13 protein-coding genes and 1 other RNA gene are annotated in these 17128 nt (G+C 52.1%); 10 read left to right on the top strand and 4 right to left on the bottom strand.

What is annotated here, in order from left to right:
• Nucleotides 1-42 precede the first annotated feature (42 nt).
• Nucleotides 43-2631: an NACHT domain-containing protein gene (locus KDW_RS17790; RefSeq protein WP_151757191.1), complete on the bottom strand. Its 2589-nt coding sequence runs from the start codon at nucleotides 2629-2631 to the stop codon at nucleotides 43-45.
• 291 nt (nucleotides 2632-2922) lie between these two features.
• Here KDW_RS17790 and KDW_RS17785 point away from each other — a divergent pair, with 291 nt between their 5' ends.
• The 4 genes from KDW_RS17785 to aat all read left to right on the top strand — a co-directional run bounded on the left by KDW_RS17785 (nucleotide 2923) and on the right by aat (nucleotide 7252).
• A complete protein-coding gene (locus KDW_RS17785) occupies nucleotides 2923-4347 on the top strand; it encodes a glycoside hydrolase family 3 protein (RefSeq protein ID WP_151757190.1) in 1425 nt (474 codons plus the stop codon).
• 21 nt (nucleotides 4348-4368) lie between these two features.
• Complete coding sequence (locus KDW_RS17780; protein WP_151757189.1) at nucleotides 4369-4809, top strand: hypothetical protein; 441 nt, start codon at nucleotides 4369-4371, stop codon at nucleotides 4807-4809.
• A gap of 83 nt (nucleotides 4810-4892) precedes the next feature.
• A complete protein-coding gene (locus KDW_RS17775; RefSeq protein ID WP_151757188.1) occupies nucleotides 4893-6629 on the top strand; it encodes a lipopolysaccharide biosynthesis protein in 1737 nt (578 codons plus the stop codon).
• A 35-nt stretch (nucleotides 6630-6664) separates the two neighbouring features.
• Nucleotides 6665-7252 (top strand): leucyl/phenylalanyl-tRNA--protein transferase, encoded by a 588-nt coding sequence (gene aat / locus KDW_RS17770; protein WP_151757187.1) that lies wholly within the window; start codon nucleotides 6665-6667, stop codon nucleotides 7250-7252.
• Between the two features lie 7 nt (nucleotides 7253-7259).
• Here aat and KDW_RS17765 read toward each other — a convergent pair whose 3' ends face one another.
• Nucleotides 7260-8120 (bottom strand): cytochrome c oxidase assembly protein, encoded by an 861-nt coding sequence (locus KDW_RS17765; protein ID WP_151757186.1) that lies wholly within the window; start codon nucleotides 8118-8120, stop codon nucleotides 7260-7262.
• Nucleotides 8121-8268: 148 nt separating this feature from the next.
• Here KDW_RS17765 and KDW_RS17760 point away from each other — a divergent pair, with 148 nt between their 5' ends.
• Nucleotides 8269-9423 carry a glycerate kinase gene (locus KDW_RS17760; RefSeq protein WP_151757185.1) on the top strand — a complete coding sequence of 385 codons (1155 nt, stop codon included), beginning with the start codon at nucleotides 8269-8271 and terminating at the stop codon, nucleotides 9421-9423.
• 236 nt (nucleotides 9424-9659) lie between these two features.
• Nucleotides 9660-9860, top strand: coding sequence for a hypothetical protein (locus KDW_RS17755; RefSeq protein WP_151757184.1), 201 nt, complete (start codon nucleotides 9660-9662; stop codon nucleotides 9858-9860).
• A gap of 92 nt (nucleotides 9861-9952) precedes the next feature.
• On the opposite strand, the gene rnpB is transcribed toward KDW_RS17755, so the two are convergent.
• An RNA gene (gene rnpB / locus KDW_RS17750) (RNase P RNA component class A) lies at nucleotides 9953-10334 on the bottom strand.
• A gap of 588 nt (nucleotides 10335-10922) precedes the next feature.
• Here rnpB and rnc point away from each other — a divergent pair.
• Both rnc and rpoN read left to right on the top strand, forming a co-directional pair.
• Complete coding sequence (gene rnc, locus KDW_RS17745; protein WP_151757183.1) at nucleotides 10923-11603, top strand: ribonuclease III; 681 nt, start codon at nucleotides 10923-10925, stop codon at nucleotides 11601-11603.
• Nucleotides 11604-11660: 57 nt separating this feature from the next.
• A complete protein-coding gene (rpoN, locus tag KDW_RS17740) occupies nucleotides 11661-13115 on the top strand; it encodes an RNA polymerase factor sigma-54 (protein ID WP_151757182.1) in 1455 nt (484 codons plus the stop codon).
• 12 nt (nucleotides 13116-13127) lie between these two features.
• Here rpoN and KDW_RS17735 read toward each other — a convergent pair whose 3' ends face one another.
• On the bottom strand, nucleotides 13128-15116 hold the full coding sequence (locus KDW_RS17735) for an Rqc2 family fibronectin-binding protein (RefSeq protein ID WP_151757181.1): 1989 nt from the start codon (nucleotides 15114-15116) through the stop codon (nucleotides 13128-13130).
• A 326-nt stretch (nucleotides 15117-15442) separates the two neighbouring features.
• On the opposite strand from KDW_RS17735, the gene gmk reads away from it, so the two are divergent.
• On the top strand, nucleotides 15443-16108 hold the full coding sequence (gene gmk, locus KDW_RS17730; protein WP_151757180.1) for a guanylate kinase: 666 nt from the start codon (nucleotides 15443-15445) through the stop codon (nucleotides 16106-16108).
• Between the two features lie 2 nt (nucleotides 16109-16110).
• On the top strand, nucleotides 16111-17115 hold the full coding sequence (gene glpX, locus KDW_RS17725) for a class II fructose-bisphosphatase (protein WP_151757179.1): 1005 nt from the start codon (nucleotides 16111-16113) through the stop codon (nucleotides 17113-17115).
• The last annotated feature ends 13 nt before the right edge of the window (nucleotides 17116-17128 follow it).

Below are 17128 nucleotides of genomic sequence, written 5' to 3'. Positions count from 1 at the left end.
CTACATTCTGGACCGCGCTGGTATCCTGTGAGGAAAGCAGTCCTAACAGCGCATCAATCGCCTTCTCCAGCGTCTTTCGCGACCACCGGCCAGCGTGAAACTCTTGCCCTGCCGGACCAGAAACTCGCGTGCAACTTGCTGCGTCTCAGGCTCAACCTGATACTGCGCGGTAAGCATCGGCACCACATGCTCAATGATATGTTGATACTGCATCAACGTAACCTGATACTTCGCGCCATCCTGCTCATCCAGAAAACGATCAATAATCGTCAGCAACGCCTGATGCACACGTGCCTGGAAAGGTCCATTGTTGCGCTGCTCTAATTCCTCAAGGGCGCGATTCAAGATCAGTTGTGGTCCCAGCCGAATCAAGGCATTGGTAGAGCGCTGCGCGATAAACAGATCACTATCGCGGAGTCGCTCAAGTAGTGGCTCCACCGCAGCGCCTTCGTTGGTCCAACCCAGGGTATTAACCGCCGCCGCCCGCAGGCGTAAAGAACGCTCAGGCGCAGGCAGACTCAGCATAGCGGCACGCTCGACGACTGGTGCACCAAAGCGACCGAGTACGCGCACGATGCGCTTGACCTGCTGCTCATAGGCCATATCATCCACGGCATCCTGCAACTGCGTGAACAGGAGATCCGGAACCACCGTACGATCCAGCAGGGTTAGCAACTCATCAACACCATCGGCCGTAATCAGCGGCAACAAGGAGCGATACACCTCCTGACCGCCTTCTTCAGCACAATGGGTAAAAATCAAAGCCAGTTCTTCACGCGCGGCTTTATTGCGCACCGCCACCGAGAGCGCCTCCTCAATACTTGGAGGCAACACCACCCGCTGCTGATTTTCAGCCTGTGGCGGCGTCCACAACACGCCAACGCAGATCAATCCCAGTGTCAGCGCCTGCAAGACATAAGCCTGATTATTCAAGCCCAGCAAACCAAAGCTATCCGCCAGATCCAGTGGATTATCCAGCAGACCAGCCCAGATCGCGACTGGCTCGCTCCAGCGTCCCACATCCTCCAAAAGCTCTTCGCGAATCGTCAGGGTGGACATAGAGCGTGGTGCACTGGCGGCAAAGTACTCCGCCACCAGATATTCGGCAATCAGTTCATGGCGGAAACTCAAGACACCATCGGCACTAATCTCGATCAGGCCCGCAGCCTGGGCAAATTGTAAGAGCAAGGCAATATCATCATAAGGATCATTGAGCGGCTCGTTCTCCGACATAAAGGGTCCCTGAGCGGGATGGTCATCCAGCCAGAACTTCAGCTCATCGCGTACCTCATCAAAGTTACGCGTGCCATGATTATTATTAGCTGCGCCGGCCGCTGAGACCGAGAGTTGAATCGCGTTGCGATCCTGCGCCCACCGCGCCGCACACGCGACCTCGCTTAAGAAACGTACCACCTCATACTCGTTGGGAGCCCCACTTCCCCACTTCTCAATCTCCTGCCGCAAAAGCTGCCGCACCGACTCACGTAGCAAGCGTCCACGTGTATCCACTTGCTTGCCACGCTCCACCCCTATGGTATCGATAATCTCCATCAATGTGAACAACATCATCGGATTGGTGCAATGGTAGCGCAAACGACTGCGATCGATCACCGTCATAATCTGTTCGGCACTATGTTGCCACTGATCATCCTGTTTCTCGACATAGCGCGTCACAAATTCCGCGACCTGCTCAGGTTGCAGAGGATACACGACCACGCGGGCCGCCTGCCCATCCTCGACCAGTTGTACAAACTCCGGCTGCTCACGGTAATCCACCTCGCGACAGGTCATCACCAGGCGATTCTGGCTCCCACGCATCAACTCCACCAGTTCGCCACTCACCTGGGGTAGATAGCTTCTGTCGATCTCATTCAAACCATCACAGAGTAACAACAAGCGTCCCTGAGCAAACAACGTCGCCAGATAGGGACGGAGTTGGCGGATGCCTGGCAAATCACTCTGCATAATATAGGAAAGCAGCAAAGATTGATTTACCGCAGACTGAGTCTCATTCTCACCAATCAACACATCTAGCTGTTGCTGCTTGAGAAAAAGGCTATAGTTCTTCATTGGCACATACACGGGAATCCTGGCACGCGACATGGCCAGCCCAAAGGTTTTTTGCGAAGAAATATACTGATAGACGCGTAAAGCCATCGTCTTACCAGCCCCAGGTACACCCAGAATCAAAAGATGACCGCGTTGATTCTCTACCAGGTGTAAGATCGAGACCTGCTCATCACGCTGCACCGCTCCATGCGGGTCTGCAATCTGGCCCAGATCGGCCGTCTGCCGTATATTCGTCAGGGCCGTCAGCGGCGTATATAAAGCATGGTACGTTTGTTGAGCCGCATGGACGGCCCGCAGATAACGCATAATTGCCAGAGGGCGAGATAAAAATAATGCCAGAGCAGTAAAGATACATAATTCTGGTAAAGCAAGTAAAAGAATAAAGGTTAATTGTGCAAGTATATGAAAAGGAAAAAGAATACCAAAGACAAGAATTACAGTCAGAAGGCAGGTTATGCCCAGTCCCACAAGAAAACAGAGGAGGATGCGTTGCGGCGTAATGCTGGCCCGCTGTCCTCCACTTGAGACCAGGGGGATATGTATTTTTTGTACCTGTTTCATTGAAGCCACCCCGGATTTCTTTTTATACACATAATAAAAACAGTATATCGCAGTCAATCCATCTAAACAAGAAATAATAAATATTGCCCATACCACAGCCGAGCCGCCAAAAAAGGTCACTGGTTTTTTTGTGGGATATGTGTTTTACTTTGGAAAGATTGTCATTGCAATGTGCAAATATATTTTTTATATGAAGTATGACTGTAATGTGGTGGTGCGCGTGGACACTCAGCATAGCTGTTCTGGCTAAGCGTAACAAAAGACTAATTTCTTTTTAAAAGGGGGTCTTGCATGGAGCCGATCGCTCCTCTATCTGCGCACGATTCAGAACCAGAAAAACCGCCACTGGTCAACCAGAACACAATAGAAGAGGCCGAGGCGACCACGATTGAATCATTATCGGGTCTCGATAATGGACAAGGGTCACTGGCGTCTCAACCATTGCTAAGCCGAAAAAAAGCGGCTGCCCTGATTATCTTGTTGCTATTGCTCGTTGCGCAAGCCATCAACATGAGTCAGGAGCAGTTTATTGGTTCACAGGGATGGGCTAATGTCCTGACACCTGATCAGGTTAGCGGTTCGACAACACAGGCTATGACAAAAAACCAGGCGGGACAGAATAACGCAACATCTTCCCGCAAGACTGCAAAAACAGTAGTAACGCCACAGGCATATACCAATCAACTTGTCAGTAAAATGTCACTGGACCAGAAACTTGGGCAGATGATGATGGTGCAGTTTGTCGGGGCTACCTATTCTTTACCACTGGCAACGATGGTGAATCAATATCATGTTGGATCTGTTTTATTATTTTATGCCAATGGCAATATTGTCGATAAGTCACAGCTCAAAACCCTGACACACGATTTGCAACGTAGTCAGCCTGATCTTCCAGTCAGTATCGCTCTTGATCAGGAAGGAGGCACGGTAGATCGCTTGCAGGAATTAGATGGTCCACGTCCCTCGGAGGCAGCCATCGGTGCATCTCATGATCCACAGCAAGCCAGAGCGGCCGGTACCCAGACCTCCCAGGATCTTTCATCCTATGGCATTACCCTGAATCTGGCTCCCGTGGTCGATGTGGATACGGCAGTATATTCAGAGCTGCATCAAGATCAGAGAACATTCGGCACGACGCCGGACACGGTGACGCGTATGGCGCAAGCGTATCTGGAGGGTCTCCAGGAAAACCATAACGTTGTCGGCACCCTCAAACATTTTCCAGGCCTGGGCAACGTGACGATTGATCCGCATTATGGGATACCGAGTGTCACCAGTTCAAAGAGTGAATTGGAAAATATCGATTGGGCCCCTTATCGCGCCTTGATCAAACAGGGACAGGCTCATGCGATTATGGTCACCCACGAAATCGTACCCGCCATCGATCCCACGCTGCCCGCCTCATTGTCGCCAAAACTCATCCAGGGTATCCTCAGAGATGAGATGGGCTTCCAGGGTGTGATTATGACCGACAGCCTGACCATGGCTGGTATTACAGCGTATTATCCACCCGATCAGGCCGCCGCCATCGCCATTGAAGCCGGTTCCGACATGATCATGGGAGCCAGCAATCCCGACGATGTCGCCACCATGATCCAGGGTATCAAGCAGGCAATCGCCAGTGGCGCTATTTCGCAAACTCGCATCGATGCCTCGGTGCAGCGCATCTTACTGCTGAAATATCAGATGGGATTATTACCAATCCCGACAAAATAATCATAGAAGGATAGCTCGCTCATGATTAATTTGCGGCTTATGCAAACGCAAGCCCTCAAACATCAAGACCTACTGCGCATTGGGGCCATTGTGCTGGAGACGATTCTGGTCGCGACCGCACTCGTACCAGCACAACTCTGGACCCGTATCCTGCCACTTTCCGCCAATACACCACTCAATGGTCCCTATCCAGCCAGCATCGCTCCACTGATTACCTTACTTTTATATCTCATTCCAACCCTGATCGGCCTCAGTTGCCAGCAATGGCAGCGAGCGCTATTATATGCAACATTGCCAGCCTGGATCGGGCTGGGTATTTTTCTAGTGGCGGCAACTTTTAAAGTCGGTGCCTTCTATCTGGTCTCCCCGGACCATGTCAGCGCTAACGTCAGCCTGTTAGAGTTGTTTGCGGCACTAGGATCTATTGGCTGGTTAGCACGGTTTTTATTCAAAATGAGTTAGAATGTAAACTGTATAAAAAGTACCGGTACAACCATTACACTGGACACACGGCGTCCAACCAGTACAGAGAGGATAGTTGTGGAATGGGGATAGATGGCAGGGATGAAGAAGAAGACGCGGATACTATCTTCTGCACTCTTGCAGACATGACCGGACAGCATAAGCTATCTGTGAAATATCTAGATCCAGAAATTTTAACGACTATGCCAACAGATCATACAATCGATGAGAAGGCACCACTGGGAGACGCTGAAGCACAACGTCTCCTCAAGCGCACGCCAAATAATTATTTAATCAACCAGATCTATAATTTCTGGTTCCTTCTGTCATCATTTCTATTAACATTTCTGATTACGCGCGCGGTCGCCACAAGTCAGTATGGCGTCTATGCGATTATTCAGACAGCCCTGAATACGCTGACATATATAGTCGCGCTAGGATTAGAGGACGCCACGGTTACCTTTGTGCCACGCGTCCTGGCCGAATATGGTCTGGCTGCCGCAGCCAGATTGGCTCGCTATCTCTTATTATTACGCCTGCTACTCCTCTGTATCGGCATCGCGCTCCTGCTGTTTGGCCTGCCCTGGCTATCAAAAGGTATCGCGCTCCTGCCCTTTCCAACCAGCCAGGAGATCAGTCAGGGATTACAGAATCCATTACTGGTCAAATACAGTATTCCGATCGCCCTCTATATGTTTGGCACAGGCATCGGCAATCTGCTCAGTGCCTGCTGTGCGGCACAGATGCGCATGCAGATCGTCCTGGTAGTTGGAGGACTGACCCAGGCTATCCTACTGGTAGCCAGCTTTTTTCTGCTCTCCGCCGGTTGGGGCATCGATGGTATTCTGTGGTTACAGGCACTGGTGGCTCTCTTCAACGCCCTGGCATTTGTCTGCTGGCAAACGCCCTTCCTGCTCAAAGGTCCAGATGACTATAAGCTGCCCATCAGAAATATCCTGCGACTCAGTTTCTCGGCCTGGTTAACCAACCTGGCAGCTGGAGCCCTTTTCAAACAAATCTCGATCATCTTGCTGGGCGTTTTCCTGATTACCGTAGAGCAAATCGGCTACTTTAATCTCGCCTTCCAGTTGGCCGATGCCGCCAATCTGCTGCTGGTAGCAGGCTTTGCAGGCGTTGGTAGTTCGGCCCTCTCAACCGCGTTTGTGGGACAGAATCACGAACGACTCGGACAAACCTGGCAGGCCCTGATCAAAGTCGAGACCCTGCTGGCCGCGCCGGTCCTGGTCTTCTGTCTGTTTAACGCCGCCAACATCACTTCAATCCTTTATGGTAGCCGCTATGATCCCGTCTGGCCGCTGCTGACAATCTTTCTCTTTTTCAACCTGCTGGTACGCATTCTGGGTGGTACCGTCCATCAAGCCAGCCTGTATGTGGTTGGTAAGCCACGCCAGGTCGTGCTCAGTCAATGGCTGGGATTAGCCATCGTGGTGGGGGTAGGAGTGATCTTTATACCACGCTTCGGAGCCGCTGGAGCCCTGATCGCTGATGGCGTGGCAAAAACAGTTGTCGCCATACTCCTGCTGGCATTCCTGGCCCGTGCCATTCCCAGTGCCCATCGTCGTGAGTTGCTGACCTTCACCTTGCGTTTTATGCTCGCTCTGGCCGTCGCCGCCATACCTTCGCTCCTCTGGCATCCAGCCAACCGCCTCTTGCTCGGCGCCTCAGGTGCGATCTTTGTACTCTTTTGCCTGCTGCTATTACTGTTGATCAAGCCACTCAGTCGAGCCGATCTGGAAATGCTTTACGATTTAAATCCACGCATGGCGAAATACCTGACCTATTTTAGTCGCCGCCACTAACAAAAACATGAGAAAGCAAAGGAAGCATCGCAGTGATGAGACGAAACAAAGCGGAGCCGCTCGATCCCAGGCTAGTGGTACAGGCGTATGCCCAGGGGATCTTCCCCATGGCGGAAGAGTCAGGTGAAATCAACTGGTATGCGCCAGATCCACGCGCGATTCTGGAACATGAGCGGCTCCATGTGTCGCGCTCGCTGAAGACCACGCTCCGTAAAAATATCTATGAGATCCGCATGGATACCGCCTTTGAGCAGGTCATACGCCGCTGTGGCCAGCGCCAGGAGACCTGGATTAATGAGGAGTTTATCCAGACATACACCTACCTGTACACGAAAGGTCTGGCACATTCCGTCGAAGCCTGGCGCGAGGGATATCTGGTCGGAGGTTTGTATGGCGTGGCCATTGGAGGTGCGTTTATGGGTGAAAGCATGTTCTCCAGCGCCACGGATGCCTCCAAGGTCTGTCTGGTGGCACTGGTAGAACATTTGCGTAGCCATGGCTATCTCCTCCATGACACGCAATTTATCACACCACATCTGGCCACGCTAGGCGTGATTGAGATCTCACGCCGAGAGTATGAGCAGCGGCTCCGCCAGGCTTTACAGTTACGCTGCTCCTGGTAAGCACGGCTTAACTCTGCTGCACCTGCATATCTTCCTCATCCTCTTCGTAATACTCTTCCATCGCCTCTAAACGTCGCTGATCGGCCGCTCGAGTCTTATGCTCAATCTGACCCATCCAACTGATAAAGAGGGGCGACATCACTGCCAGGTCGACCAGACCAGGAATCAGCAGCATCGCACCGGCAACCCCTTGATCACCACCCGGACTCAAGGCATTGATTGGATAATGGTACAGAGGAATCCCGGTATACACCAGGATAAACGCAAAGATATCGACTGGCTGCCCGTCTAAAAAGACATAGAGCATCTGCAAAGGATAGCCGTGCTTTTTTAGCTCGGACAACGAGCCAATGATCGGCCACCAGTTGAGCAGTGAGGTCAGGAAGATGACCAGCATCATGGTATTGTAAAGAGGAACACTGCCAATGGCATTATTATAAATTTTGGGGGTGTGCCAGAGCAGGAACGAGACATTAAAGATTACCGATGCCGCCACCGGTTGTGTCACCAGGCGCACCACTGTCTTGACCAGGGATACCTCTAGCAGAGGACGCAAAATAGCTTCAGAACAGCCTGCCAGCAAGAGCGGAGCACACACCGTGGTCAGCGCAACCACTGCGGCCATATGTACAGAGAATAATTGCGTGCGTCCAATCGTATGGATCGGCGAGAAAAAGAGTCCAGCAAAGATGAGCAGGCCGACAAAAAATAACGTGATACGTAATGGATGAACGGTAGGAGCCTGAGGATCTTGCCGATGCTGGCGCTGCACGCTCCGCAACCTCAACAGATAGAGTATTCCCAGGACAAGCACACACACCAGAGCACCCGGACTCCAGGACCAGGCAAGCGAAAGACCAGTTGGCATAGATAGACTCCACGAAATTTGGCTATGAACACAAAGATATTATTTCGTAGTATAAAGCAGGACACGCCAACGTGCAAATTGCTTTCCACCTGGTTTGATATAATGCACATAACTCAACCAGCCAGCATAGCGAAAAGGAGTGGCAAGCATGCATATACTCATCGCCCCCCAGTCCTTAAAAGGAAGCCTGAGCGCGGCCGAAGCAGGGGCCGCGATTGCCCTGGGTGTACACAGTATTTTCCCCACCGCCACGATCAGCACTATTCCTATTGCCGACGGCGGAGAAGGAACCGTCCAGGCTCTGGTCGATGCTACCCACGGAGAAGTGCGCAGCCAGACGGTGACAGGTCCATTGGGTCAACCGGTAACAGCGCTGTATGGACTGCTCGGAGATGGTCAGAGAGCAGTCATCGAGATGGCCGCCAGTTCCGGCCTGCCTCTGTTGAGTCCTGAACAACGCGATCCACTCAGCGCCACAACCTATGGTGTAGGAGAACTGATCACAGCCGCCCTCAACGAGGGTCGACGCCACTTTATCCTTGGCATAGGTGGCAGCGCAACCAACGATGGTGGTGCCGGCATGGCTCAGGCCCTGGGCGCAGAACTCCTGGATGCACAGGGACAAAGCCTGTCAGCCGGAGGCGCAGCCCTGGCAGATGTAGCCAGCATCTCAATTGAGAAGATGGATCCACGCCTGCAAGCATGTCGTTTTGAAGTCGCCTGCGATGTCAATAATCCACTCTGCGGGCCGACCGGCGCCTCCGCCATCTATGGTCCACAGAAAGGTGCCACCCCGGAAATGGTCGTCCAGCTCGACGCGGCTCTCGCCCACTATGCATACATCATTCAACGTGATCTCAAAAAAAGCGTCTCAGCTATTCCCGGCGCAGGGGCCGCGGGTGGACTGGGAGCGGGCACGCTGGCCTTCCTGAACGCCGAACTGCGGCCAGGTGCACAGATTGTCCTGGAGGCGTTGCACCTCGATGAATACATGAAAAGCGCGGATCTGGTGATTACTGCCGAAGGCCAGATCGACGAACAGACCGCCTATGGAAAAAGCGTCGGTGCTATTGCCGCCCTGGCGAAGCAATATGGGGTGCCTGTGCTGGCACTGGCAGGAAGTTTAGGAAAAGAGTATAAAGGTATTTACGAGCTCGGAATAGATGCGCTTGCAGTATTACCCACTGGCCCGATGTCATTAGTCTATTCAATGGAACATGCAGCACTATTGATGAGTGAAGCAACCGAACGAGCGCTAAAACTTTTCAAGCTAGGCTTACAATATAAAGGGAAAACCCTCTAAGTCAAAACTGTATTGCTCATTCAGGTAGGGATGTCTCTGTAATTGCCAGCGGCAATATATATGCTGAAAAGCTCTTAGCACCAATGTCAAAACACTGGAATAATTAGTGAAAGGAACACGTTATATACAGTGAGAGATTTTCCTTTAAGGCTACATCCCCTGTAGCTCGCGAGAAATCTCACCCAAGCTTAGCCATGTAGTTTGTTCGGTTCATTATCAGAGGGAGCTTATTCATTATGCCAGAACATTCATATACGGCCGAAAGTGCTGACTTCCAAAGTCTGCTTACCATGGGATTTTCAGAGATCGAGGCTGCAAAGCTCGTTCATATGAAAGATCATGTTACCGAGCAAACTGAATACCGAGAATTGTTACAAGAAAGCCGTCGCCTGGATTTTATCCGTTGGCTCATTGATCACGATCGTATCAGTCACTAGAAGGTACGTTTTTTATAGATAAACACCAGAGGATGGGAATGGAAACATTTCCATTCTCTTTTTTTGTGCATTTGTGGGGATTGTGTGGGCGAGGTTTGAGGAAGCCATAAGCCGAATTTTGTACCCGCAGTCGCTTACGCCACCACAGGCGGTAATCATCTATCTAGGACGATGGTTGCCCATCGCCTCAAGCGACCAACCCGAAGATGAACAGGCGAGCAACCTGCCCGGTCAAAGACCAGAATCTTCTGTTTAGTCTTGCTCCAGATGGGGTTTGCCCAGCCAACCAGTCACCTGGCTGCTGGTGAGCTCTTACCTCACCATTTCGCCCTTACCCGAACAGAAAAGCCCGGGCGGTATGTTTCTGTTGCACTTTCCTTGAGGTCACCCTCACTGGCCGTTAGCCAGCATCTTTGCTCTATGGAGTTCGGACTTTCCTCGGACCAGATGGTCCGCGATTACCAGTCTTCCTCAAACCCACGCCATAAGAGTATCATATCTTCCCAAAACAGTCCAGACACGATAGATTCGGAGCTAGCGCCCGATTTGACCTTATAATCCTAAGAGTGTGTCTGAAAACCACTTCCATGAGGGACTTCTTTGACAGAATTTCGCGCCTACGGCGCTCAAAATTTTCTTTTATGCTGTGGTGGAAATGCGTGCGCGACGCGCACGCATTTCCACCACAGCATAAAAGAAGTCTGGGCACTTTAGTGCCCGCGTGTGGTTGGCTGCACGCTCCCCAATGAGGATGAGAATTAAGCACTCTCTAATTGAATTGCGTGTATACGCACAGGGACAGCCAAATATTCCTACATGGTAGCGTTGCGATTCCGTGCGAAACGCGTTACAATGACCTGCATCAGAACTATGTTGTAAGCAAGTCTGCCTTGTAGACAAGTAAGTCTAATAAGGTGGTATGATAAACACAAGAGCATGCGATTACTTTTCAATTGTGCTCACCATGAGTGAACGGTGGGCGCAGTCGCCACAGCTCACACCATTGAATGGCAGGCTATTCTTTGTAACCTGTCAGGAACGTCTAATTATAGAGGTATATTCATGCACGAACAATTGGAAGAGATTTTAGGGGTACAATTCCAGGACCCCAAACTCCTGAGATTAGCCCTGACGCATCGCTCATATATTTATGAAACTCCCGGCGTAGGACAAAGCTCAAATGAGCGACTGGAGTTTCTGGGCGATTCGATTCTCGCATTGATCAGTGCGGACTTCCTCTATCGCACCTTCCCGGATCTCAGTGAGGGCGAGTTGACCGATGTGCGCGCGGTCCTGGTGAGAACCGAGACGCTAGCGAAGTTTGCTAATGAGATCAATCTGGGCAAGTTTTTGCTGATGGGCAAAGGCGAACAACATAGCGGGGGTGGACAACGTGTACAAGCATCGGCCTTCGAAGCTGTTCTAGGAGCAATTTACCTGGATCAGGGACTCGATATGGCCCGCAGCTTTTTATTGCCACGCCTGGATCCACTGGCCCATACCATTGTTACCAAACGCCTATTTAAAGATAATAAATCCTTGTTCCAGGAAATGGCCCAGGCACACGAAGGGATCACGCCTTCCTATCGCCTGGTCAGCCAGGAAGGTCCATCCCATAATCGTGAGTTCACGGTCGAAGTTATGTTAGGTGATCACGTTGCCGGTCAGGGTCAGGGTCGCAACAAACAAACGGCAGAACAGGAAGCAGCACGCAGCGCTCTTGTGAGCCGGGGTTGGATGTAAACCACTTAGTACGAGTACCAATAGAGGCGCTAACAGGGGTTTAGGTAGAGGTAGTGTATGCGATTGGAACAAACGCCAAGGACCGAACAAACCGTCAAAATCAGTGCTCGTCTGGTGACATCGAGCACCATACTTCATCTTTCAGCGGACGAGCTTGAACGCACCATTAATCAGGAGCAGACAGAGAATCCCGCGCTTGAGGTAACCGAACAGCGCCTGTGCCTCTTCTGCTCAACTCCACTCTATGGACCGACCTGCACAATCTGTGGGCGTATCACCCAGAATACGCCACAACTGTCATTTACCCCCGAGACTCCACGCAATGCCATCAGTTCTGAAAGCCAATGGGAACAACAGCTTTTCTCTTATGATAGCGACAACTATGGTTTTAATGAGGTTGATGCGGATGATGTTTACGATGCCATGGCGCGTATTCCTACTGAGGAGACACTGGCAGAACATCTGCTCACCCAGCTTGAGGCACTGGTTCCGCCGGAAGATGCTCCAATTGCGGAACAACTGGTGGGCAACCTCAACGAACGCGGCTATCTGGAAATCAGTCTATTAGAGATTGCCGACCACCTGCAAGTACCGATTGAGCGGGTCGCGTATGTACTCAGCCAGCTCCAGAGCCTGGAACCACTCGGGATTGGGGCACGCAATCCACGTGAGTGCCTGTTAATCCAACTGGCAGCCATCAACGAACAGAGTCCGCCGCATCCTCTGGCCTATGCAATCATTGATGACCATCTGGATCAACTGGCGCGCAACCAGTTTGCGGAGATCGCACGCCAGCTCAAACGGCCAGAACATGACGTGCGTGAGGCCAGCAAATACATACGCAGCAAGCTACATCCCTCCCCCAGCCTGCTGTATCGCTCAGAGATCAATGATATTCCCCTGGGAAGTAGCACCTCGTATATTCATCCAGACGTGATTATCCGCCCGGGCGAGAGTGGCTTTGAAGTCGAGCTGATGGAAGAAAAACGCTACAATTTCCGTATCGAGACCCAGTATGCAGGTTCACCAGAGCAAGGCTACATAGAAAGCAATAACGATGTCCAAAAATACATGTATCAGCATCGTGATCGGGCAAAGTTTTTTGTGGATTGTATCCACCGGCGCTGGCGGACCTTGAAACGGGTTGCAGAGATCGTGGTGGGACAACAAAAAGATTTTTTAGAAAAAGGTATTCGCTATCTTTATCCCCTCACCCGGGCCGAAGTCGCGACGATCCTGCATCTGGATGAGGGTACGGTCAGTCGCGCCACGGCCAATAAATATGCGTTGCTCCCCAATGGTCGCTTGATTCCCATTGCCGATTTCTTTGATAGCTCCCTGCGAGTCAAAGATATCCTGCGTGAACTGCTGCACACCGAAGATCCAGCGCATCGACTTAGCGACGAAGAGCTGGCCCGTATCCTGACCGCACGGGGTATTCCCTTAGCGCGTCGCACGATTACCAAGTACCGTGAAGAGATGGGCATCGGTTCATCGCGTGAGCGCAGCTAAGGGAACACATGATCAGGATTTGAGCAGCGTGATGGCCGCATCCGGCTCGGCATAGATGGTGTGTTCGCGTTCATAGATGACCATGCCGGGCCCACCACCCTTCATATGTCGCACATGGCGTTGCAGGGTATAATCAACTGGCGCGCTGGTCGTGCCGCGTGCCTCACTATAATATGCCGCCAGGCTGGCCGCCTGATCAATCGTACTGCGTGGGATCTCGCGTCCAGCCGCCTTAATAATCACGTGGGCACCCGAAACGCCACGGGCATGCAGCCACATGTCGTTTGAGGCTGCTTGATGAAAGGTCACTTCCTCATTCTGACGGCTATTTTTGCCCACTAACAATGTAAAGCCTTCACGACTCTGAATATGCAGCGGCACACCACCACCAGGGCCTGACGGTCGTCCTTTGGCCTGTTTACCACCTTTATTGCCCTTCCCTTTCTTCGCCGCCTTCAACGCCTTCTTATCGATCAGAGCCTTACCACGAATATATCCTGCCGCCTGAACCTCAGACTTCACATGAGCAATCTCGGCCGCATTCTCGGCCAGCTTCAGATCCGTCAACAACTGTTCCAGCACCGCCAGCTCGGTATTATTCTGCTCGATCTGCTCCGGCACCAGTTCAACAGCACGACGCAGCTTATGATATTTATTAAAGAAGCGATTGGCATTGGTCACAGCATCAAAACGCGGATCCAGGGGCACCTTGACCTGCGTCTCCGCTCCCTCATCCTGATTAAAGTAATTCTCCAGCATTACGCTGGTCGGACCCTGGCCAACTTCCTGCTGATGTGCCAGCAGCAGCTCACCATACAGACGATAATTCGCCGCCTCGGCTGAATTGTTTAGTTCCTGCTGTAACAATTCGGCTTTACGATGACAGCGCTCACTATTGGTCTGGAGGATTTTACGCAGAGGTGAACGCAGCACATCCAGCGCATCGCGCCACTCGGAACGCGCGAAATATTCATCCAGCAAGACATTGAGCGCAGGCGACTGGCGCAGGCGCACATCGGAACGCTCGGCATATTGCTCTAACGCATAGGCCGAAAAAGCCAGCGGAACATAGCTGGCCTCGCCTGCGGTAGCGAAGGAATTCTGTTGCTCCTCGGCGGTCAGACGTCGCTCAAGCAACTGCGGCTGCCATTGATGGCTATCATAGATACCGGTCAGATCACTCACATTCCAGGCCAGCTCCTCCCAGACCGCCTGATCCGCCTCTGACACCAGCGTTTCAGCATTCTCAGTGGTCCGAAACACTGCTTCACGCGCCAGCAGTGGACTACAGCCCAGCACATGCTGGGAAAGCAATTGCCACAGCTTTGGCTTTTCTGGAGTCCGCTTACGCTTCTTATCGCGGGGAGCATGCTCGTCAGGAGGTGTCTCATCGGCGGCACAGATGGCCAGTTGGGAGGCCGTCACCGTGGTTGGTTCTAAGCGTGGCAACAGCTGACCCGCCAGCTGGCGCTGCTGGGGTGGTGGTGGTACATAAGGCAAACCGGTTGCCACGACACGATAGCGATTCACATCCGCGCCCACGCGCTTTAAGCTACCGAGGATACGGCCCTCGTCATCACAAAAAATAATATTGCTAAGACGGCCCATTAACTCAATAATCAGATGGAAGCGAATACGCTCATCGCTATCGGGACTCTTCCGATACCCGGCCACAATCTCTAACACACGCTCCCAGCGCGGCTGACGGATCGATTCGATGCGCGCCCCCTCTAAATATTTGCGCAACAACATCACAAAAGCCGGGGGCTCACTGGCAATCCTTTGCGGCTTCAACGCTGTAATATGCGCCCGCGCAAACTGTGGATGGGCCGAAAGATAGATCCAGCGATTTTTCCCGCCCTCACCCTCGGAACCCGGAGCGTAGCATTGCAGCGCCACCGCGTGTTCGGTTGGCTGAATAATCGTATCGATACGAGCACCCAGCAACAATTTACGCCATTCATCGGCCACCGCCGCCAGCGTCATAGCATCCATATACATAATGTCAATTCCAATCTACTATCCTGACGTAGCACAAAGGGATGCAAGCCCTTCATCCGGCTGCACGTCTTGTCCTCGCCTCTGTCTTTTTTTGCTTTCGTCCTGCCTGTGAAGCGCAACGAAACCCAAAAAGACAAGCTGAGCGACTTTCGAGATACCTGTCAGTGTTGTACAATAGTAGTGCAAGCACGCACCGACTCAAGTTTTTGAGTTCCATCTGGCTTTTCTACGCCAATGTGCTCGCGAACATACCTTAAAGTATAACAAAGAGATGTTTGTTCGTACACTAACCCTCTCTCTATTTGAACAACCGCAGGAAGAATAGCATGCAACTTGAGACGTCATCACCGTTGTCACCAACTGGTCAGGCTACAATCAGCAAACCAGGACTCCTTTTTGTGCTTTCAGCCCCATCTGGAACAGGAAAGGATACAGTTATCAATGCCCTGAAAAAAAAGGGCGCTGATTTCCACGTTGTAGCCTCGGTGACCACACGCCCCCCTCGTCCCGGAGAAAGCGATGGGCATCCATACCATTTTGTCAGTCAGGCCCAATTTCAGGACATGATCGAAAAAGACGAACTGATCGAACACGCCCAGGTGCATGGAAACTGGTATGGACAGCCGCGCCAACAGATCGCCGATAATTTGCAACAGGGACGCGATGTCCTGCTCAAAATCGACGTGCAGGGAGCGGCAACCGTGCGACAGAAGGTCCCAGGAGCAATCTATATCTTCCTTGTTCCCGGCTCCGTTGAAGAACTTGTGGAACGCTTAAACCATCGTCAGACAGAGACGGAAGAAGAGCGCAACCGTCGCCTTACAGATGCCAGGTATGAACTAGCCCAGCAAGAGCACTATGAATATATTATTGTAAACCGACAGGGGCAACTGGCTGAGGCCGTCAATCATCTGCAAGCGATTATGCAGGCAGAGCACTGCCGCACCAAACCCCACTACGTACAAATACAAAATAACACAAAGGGATTGTAAGAATGTCAGCAGAAGAGGCACGTTTTGAACCGTCGCGCACAATTGAGCGCAATCTTGGCATGGAGCTTATCCGTGTTACCGAAGCCGCAGCACTGAGTGCTGGCCGCTGGATGGGTAAAGGCAACAAAGAAATGGTCGACCAGGCGGCTGTGGACGCGATGCGGCACGCAGTCGATGGTGTCGATATGCATGGTGTCGTCGTCATTGGTGAAGGCGAAAAAGACGAAGCGCCCATGCTGTATATTGGCGAAGAGATCGGCAATGGCAACAAGCCAGATGTAGATGTGGCTGTTGATCCGGTGGATGGTACACGCCTGCTGGCCCTGGGTCTGCCTGGCGCCCTGGCGGTTGTTGCCACCGCTGAACGCGGTTCCATGTACTCGGCACCTCCCGGGGTCTACTACATGGAAAAAATCGCGGTTGGACCAGCGATGAAGCACGTCATTGACATCAATGCGCCCGTCACCGTTAATCTGGACCGCATTGCCCGCACCCGTCAATCTCACATCGACGATCTCACAGTGGCGATCCTCGACCGCCCACGCCACCAGGATATGATCCGCCAGATCCGTGAAGCTGGTGCACGTATTCGTTTGATCACTGATGGTGACGTAGCGGCCGCAATTCAGGCCGCCATGGAAGACTATCGTGGTATTGATGTCATGATGGGCGTCGGTGGTGCTCCTGAGGCCGTGCTGGCCGCAGCGGCCTTAAAATGCCTGGGTGGCGAGATCCAGTGTAAAATCTGGCCACGTACCGAGGAGGAGCGTGAACGCTTCAAAGCGGATGGCATCGATCTCAACAAGGTCTATCGCACCGATGATCTGGTCAGCGGCCACGATGTGAGCTTCGCCGCCACGGGTATCACCACAGGTGAATTGCTTGACGGAGTCCAGTATTTCGGTTGGGGTGCTCGTACCTCTTCAATCATGATGCGTGCCCATTCCGGTACAGTTCGCTATATCCAGGCTCGTCACAAATGGCGCAAAGGCGTCGTTCAGGAATAAGCCTCAGAGCAAG

Origin of the sequence: Dictyobacter vulcani (genome assembly GCF_008974265.1) — a bacterium.
Classification (GTDB): domain Bacteria; phylum Chloroflexota; class Ktedonobacteria; order Ktedonobacterales; family Ktedonobacteraceae; genus Dictyobacter; species Dictyobacter vulcani.
The sequence above is the reverse complement of the archived record's forward strand: the minus strand, read 5'-3'. Positions and strand labels throughout refer to the sequence as shown.

Excerpts from the sequence above, each read along its gene's own strand:
- glpX (WP_151757179.1), top strand. The coding sequence starts at position 16,111 with ATGTCAGCAGAAGAGGCACGTTTTGAACCGTCGCGCACAATTGAGCGC.
- KDW_RS17785 (WP_151757190.1), top strand. The coding sequence starts at position 2,923 with ATGGAGCCGATCGCTCCTCTATCTGCGCACGATTCAGAACCAGAAAAA.
- aat (WP_151757187.1), top strand. The coding sequence starts at position 6,665 with ATGAGACGAAACAAAGCGGAGCCGCTCGATCCCAGGCTAGTGGTACAG.
- KDW_RS17765 (WP_151757186.1), bottom strand. The coding sequence starts at position 8,120 with ATGCCAACTGGTCTTTCGCTTGCCTGGTCCTGGAGTCCGGGTGCTCTG.
- KDW_RS17780 (WP_151757189.1), top strand. The coding sequence starts at position 4,369 with ATGATTAATTTGCGGCTTATGCAAACGCAAGCCCTCAAACATCAAGAC.
- rnc (WP_151757183.1), top strand. The coding sequence starts at position 10,923 with ATGCACGAACAATTGGAAGAGATTTTAGGGGTACAATTCCAGGACCCC.
- gmk (WP_151757180.1), top strand. The coding sequence starts at position 15,443 with ATGCAACTTGAGACGTCATCACCGTTGTCACCAACTGGTCAGGCTACA.
- KDW_RS17755 (WP_151757184.1), top strand. The coding sequence starts at position 9,660 with ATGCCAGAACATTCATATACGGCCGAAAGTGCTGACTTCCAAAGTCTG.
- KDW_RS17760 (WP_151757185.1), top strand. The coding sequence starts at position 8,269 with ATGCATATACTCATCGCCCCCCAGTCCTTAAAAGGAAGCCTGAGCGCG.
- KDW_RS17735 (WP_151757181.1), bottom strand. The coding sequence starts at position 15,116 with ATGTATATGGATGCTATGACGCTGGCGGCGGTGGCCGATGAATGGCGT.
- KDW_RS17790 (WP_151757191.1), bottom strand. The coding sequence starts at position 2,631 with ATGAAACAGGTACAAAAAATACATATCCCCCTGGTCTCAAGTGGAGGA.
- KDW_RS17775 (WP_151757188.1), top strand. The coding sequence starts at position 4,893 with ATGGGGATAGATGGCAGGGATGAAGAAGAAGACGCGGATACTATCTTC.
- rpoN (WP_151757182.1), top strand. The coding sequence starts at position 11,661 with ATGCGATTGGAACAAACGCCAAGGACCGAACAAACCGTCAAAATCAGT.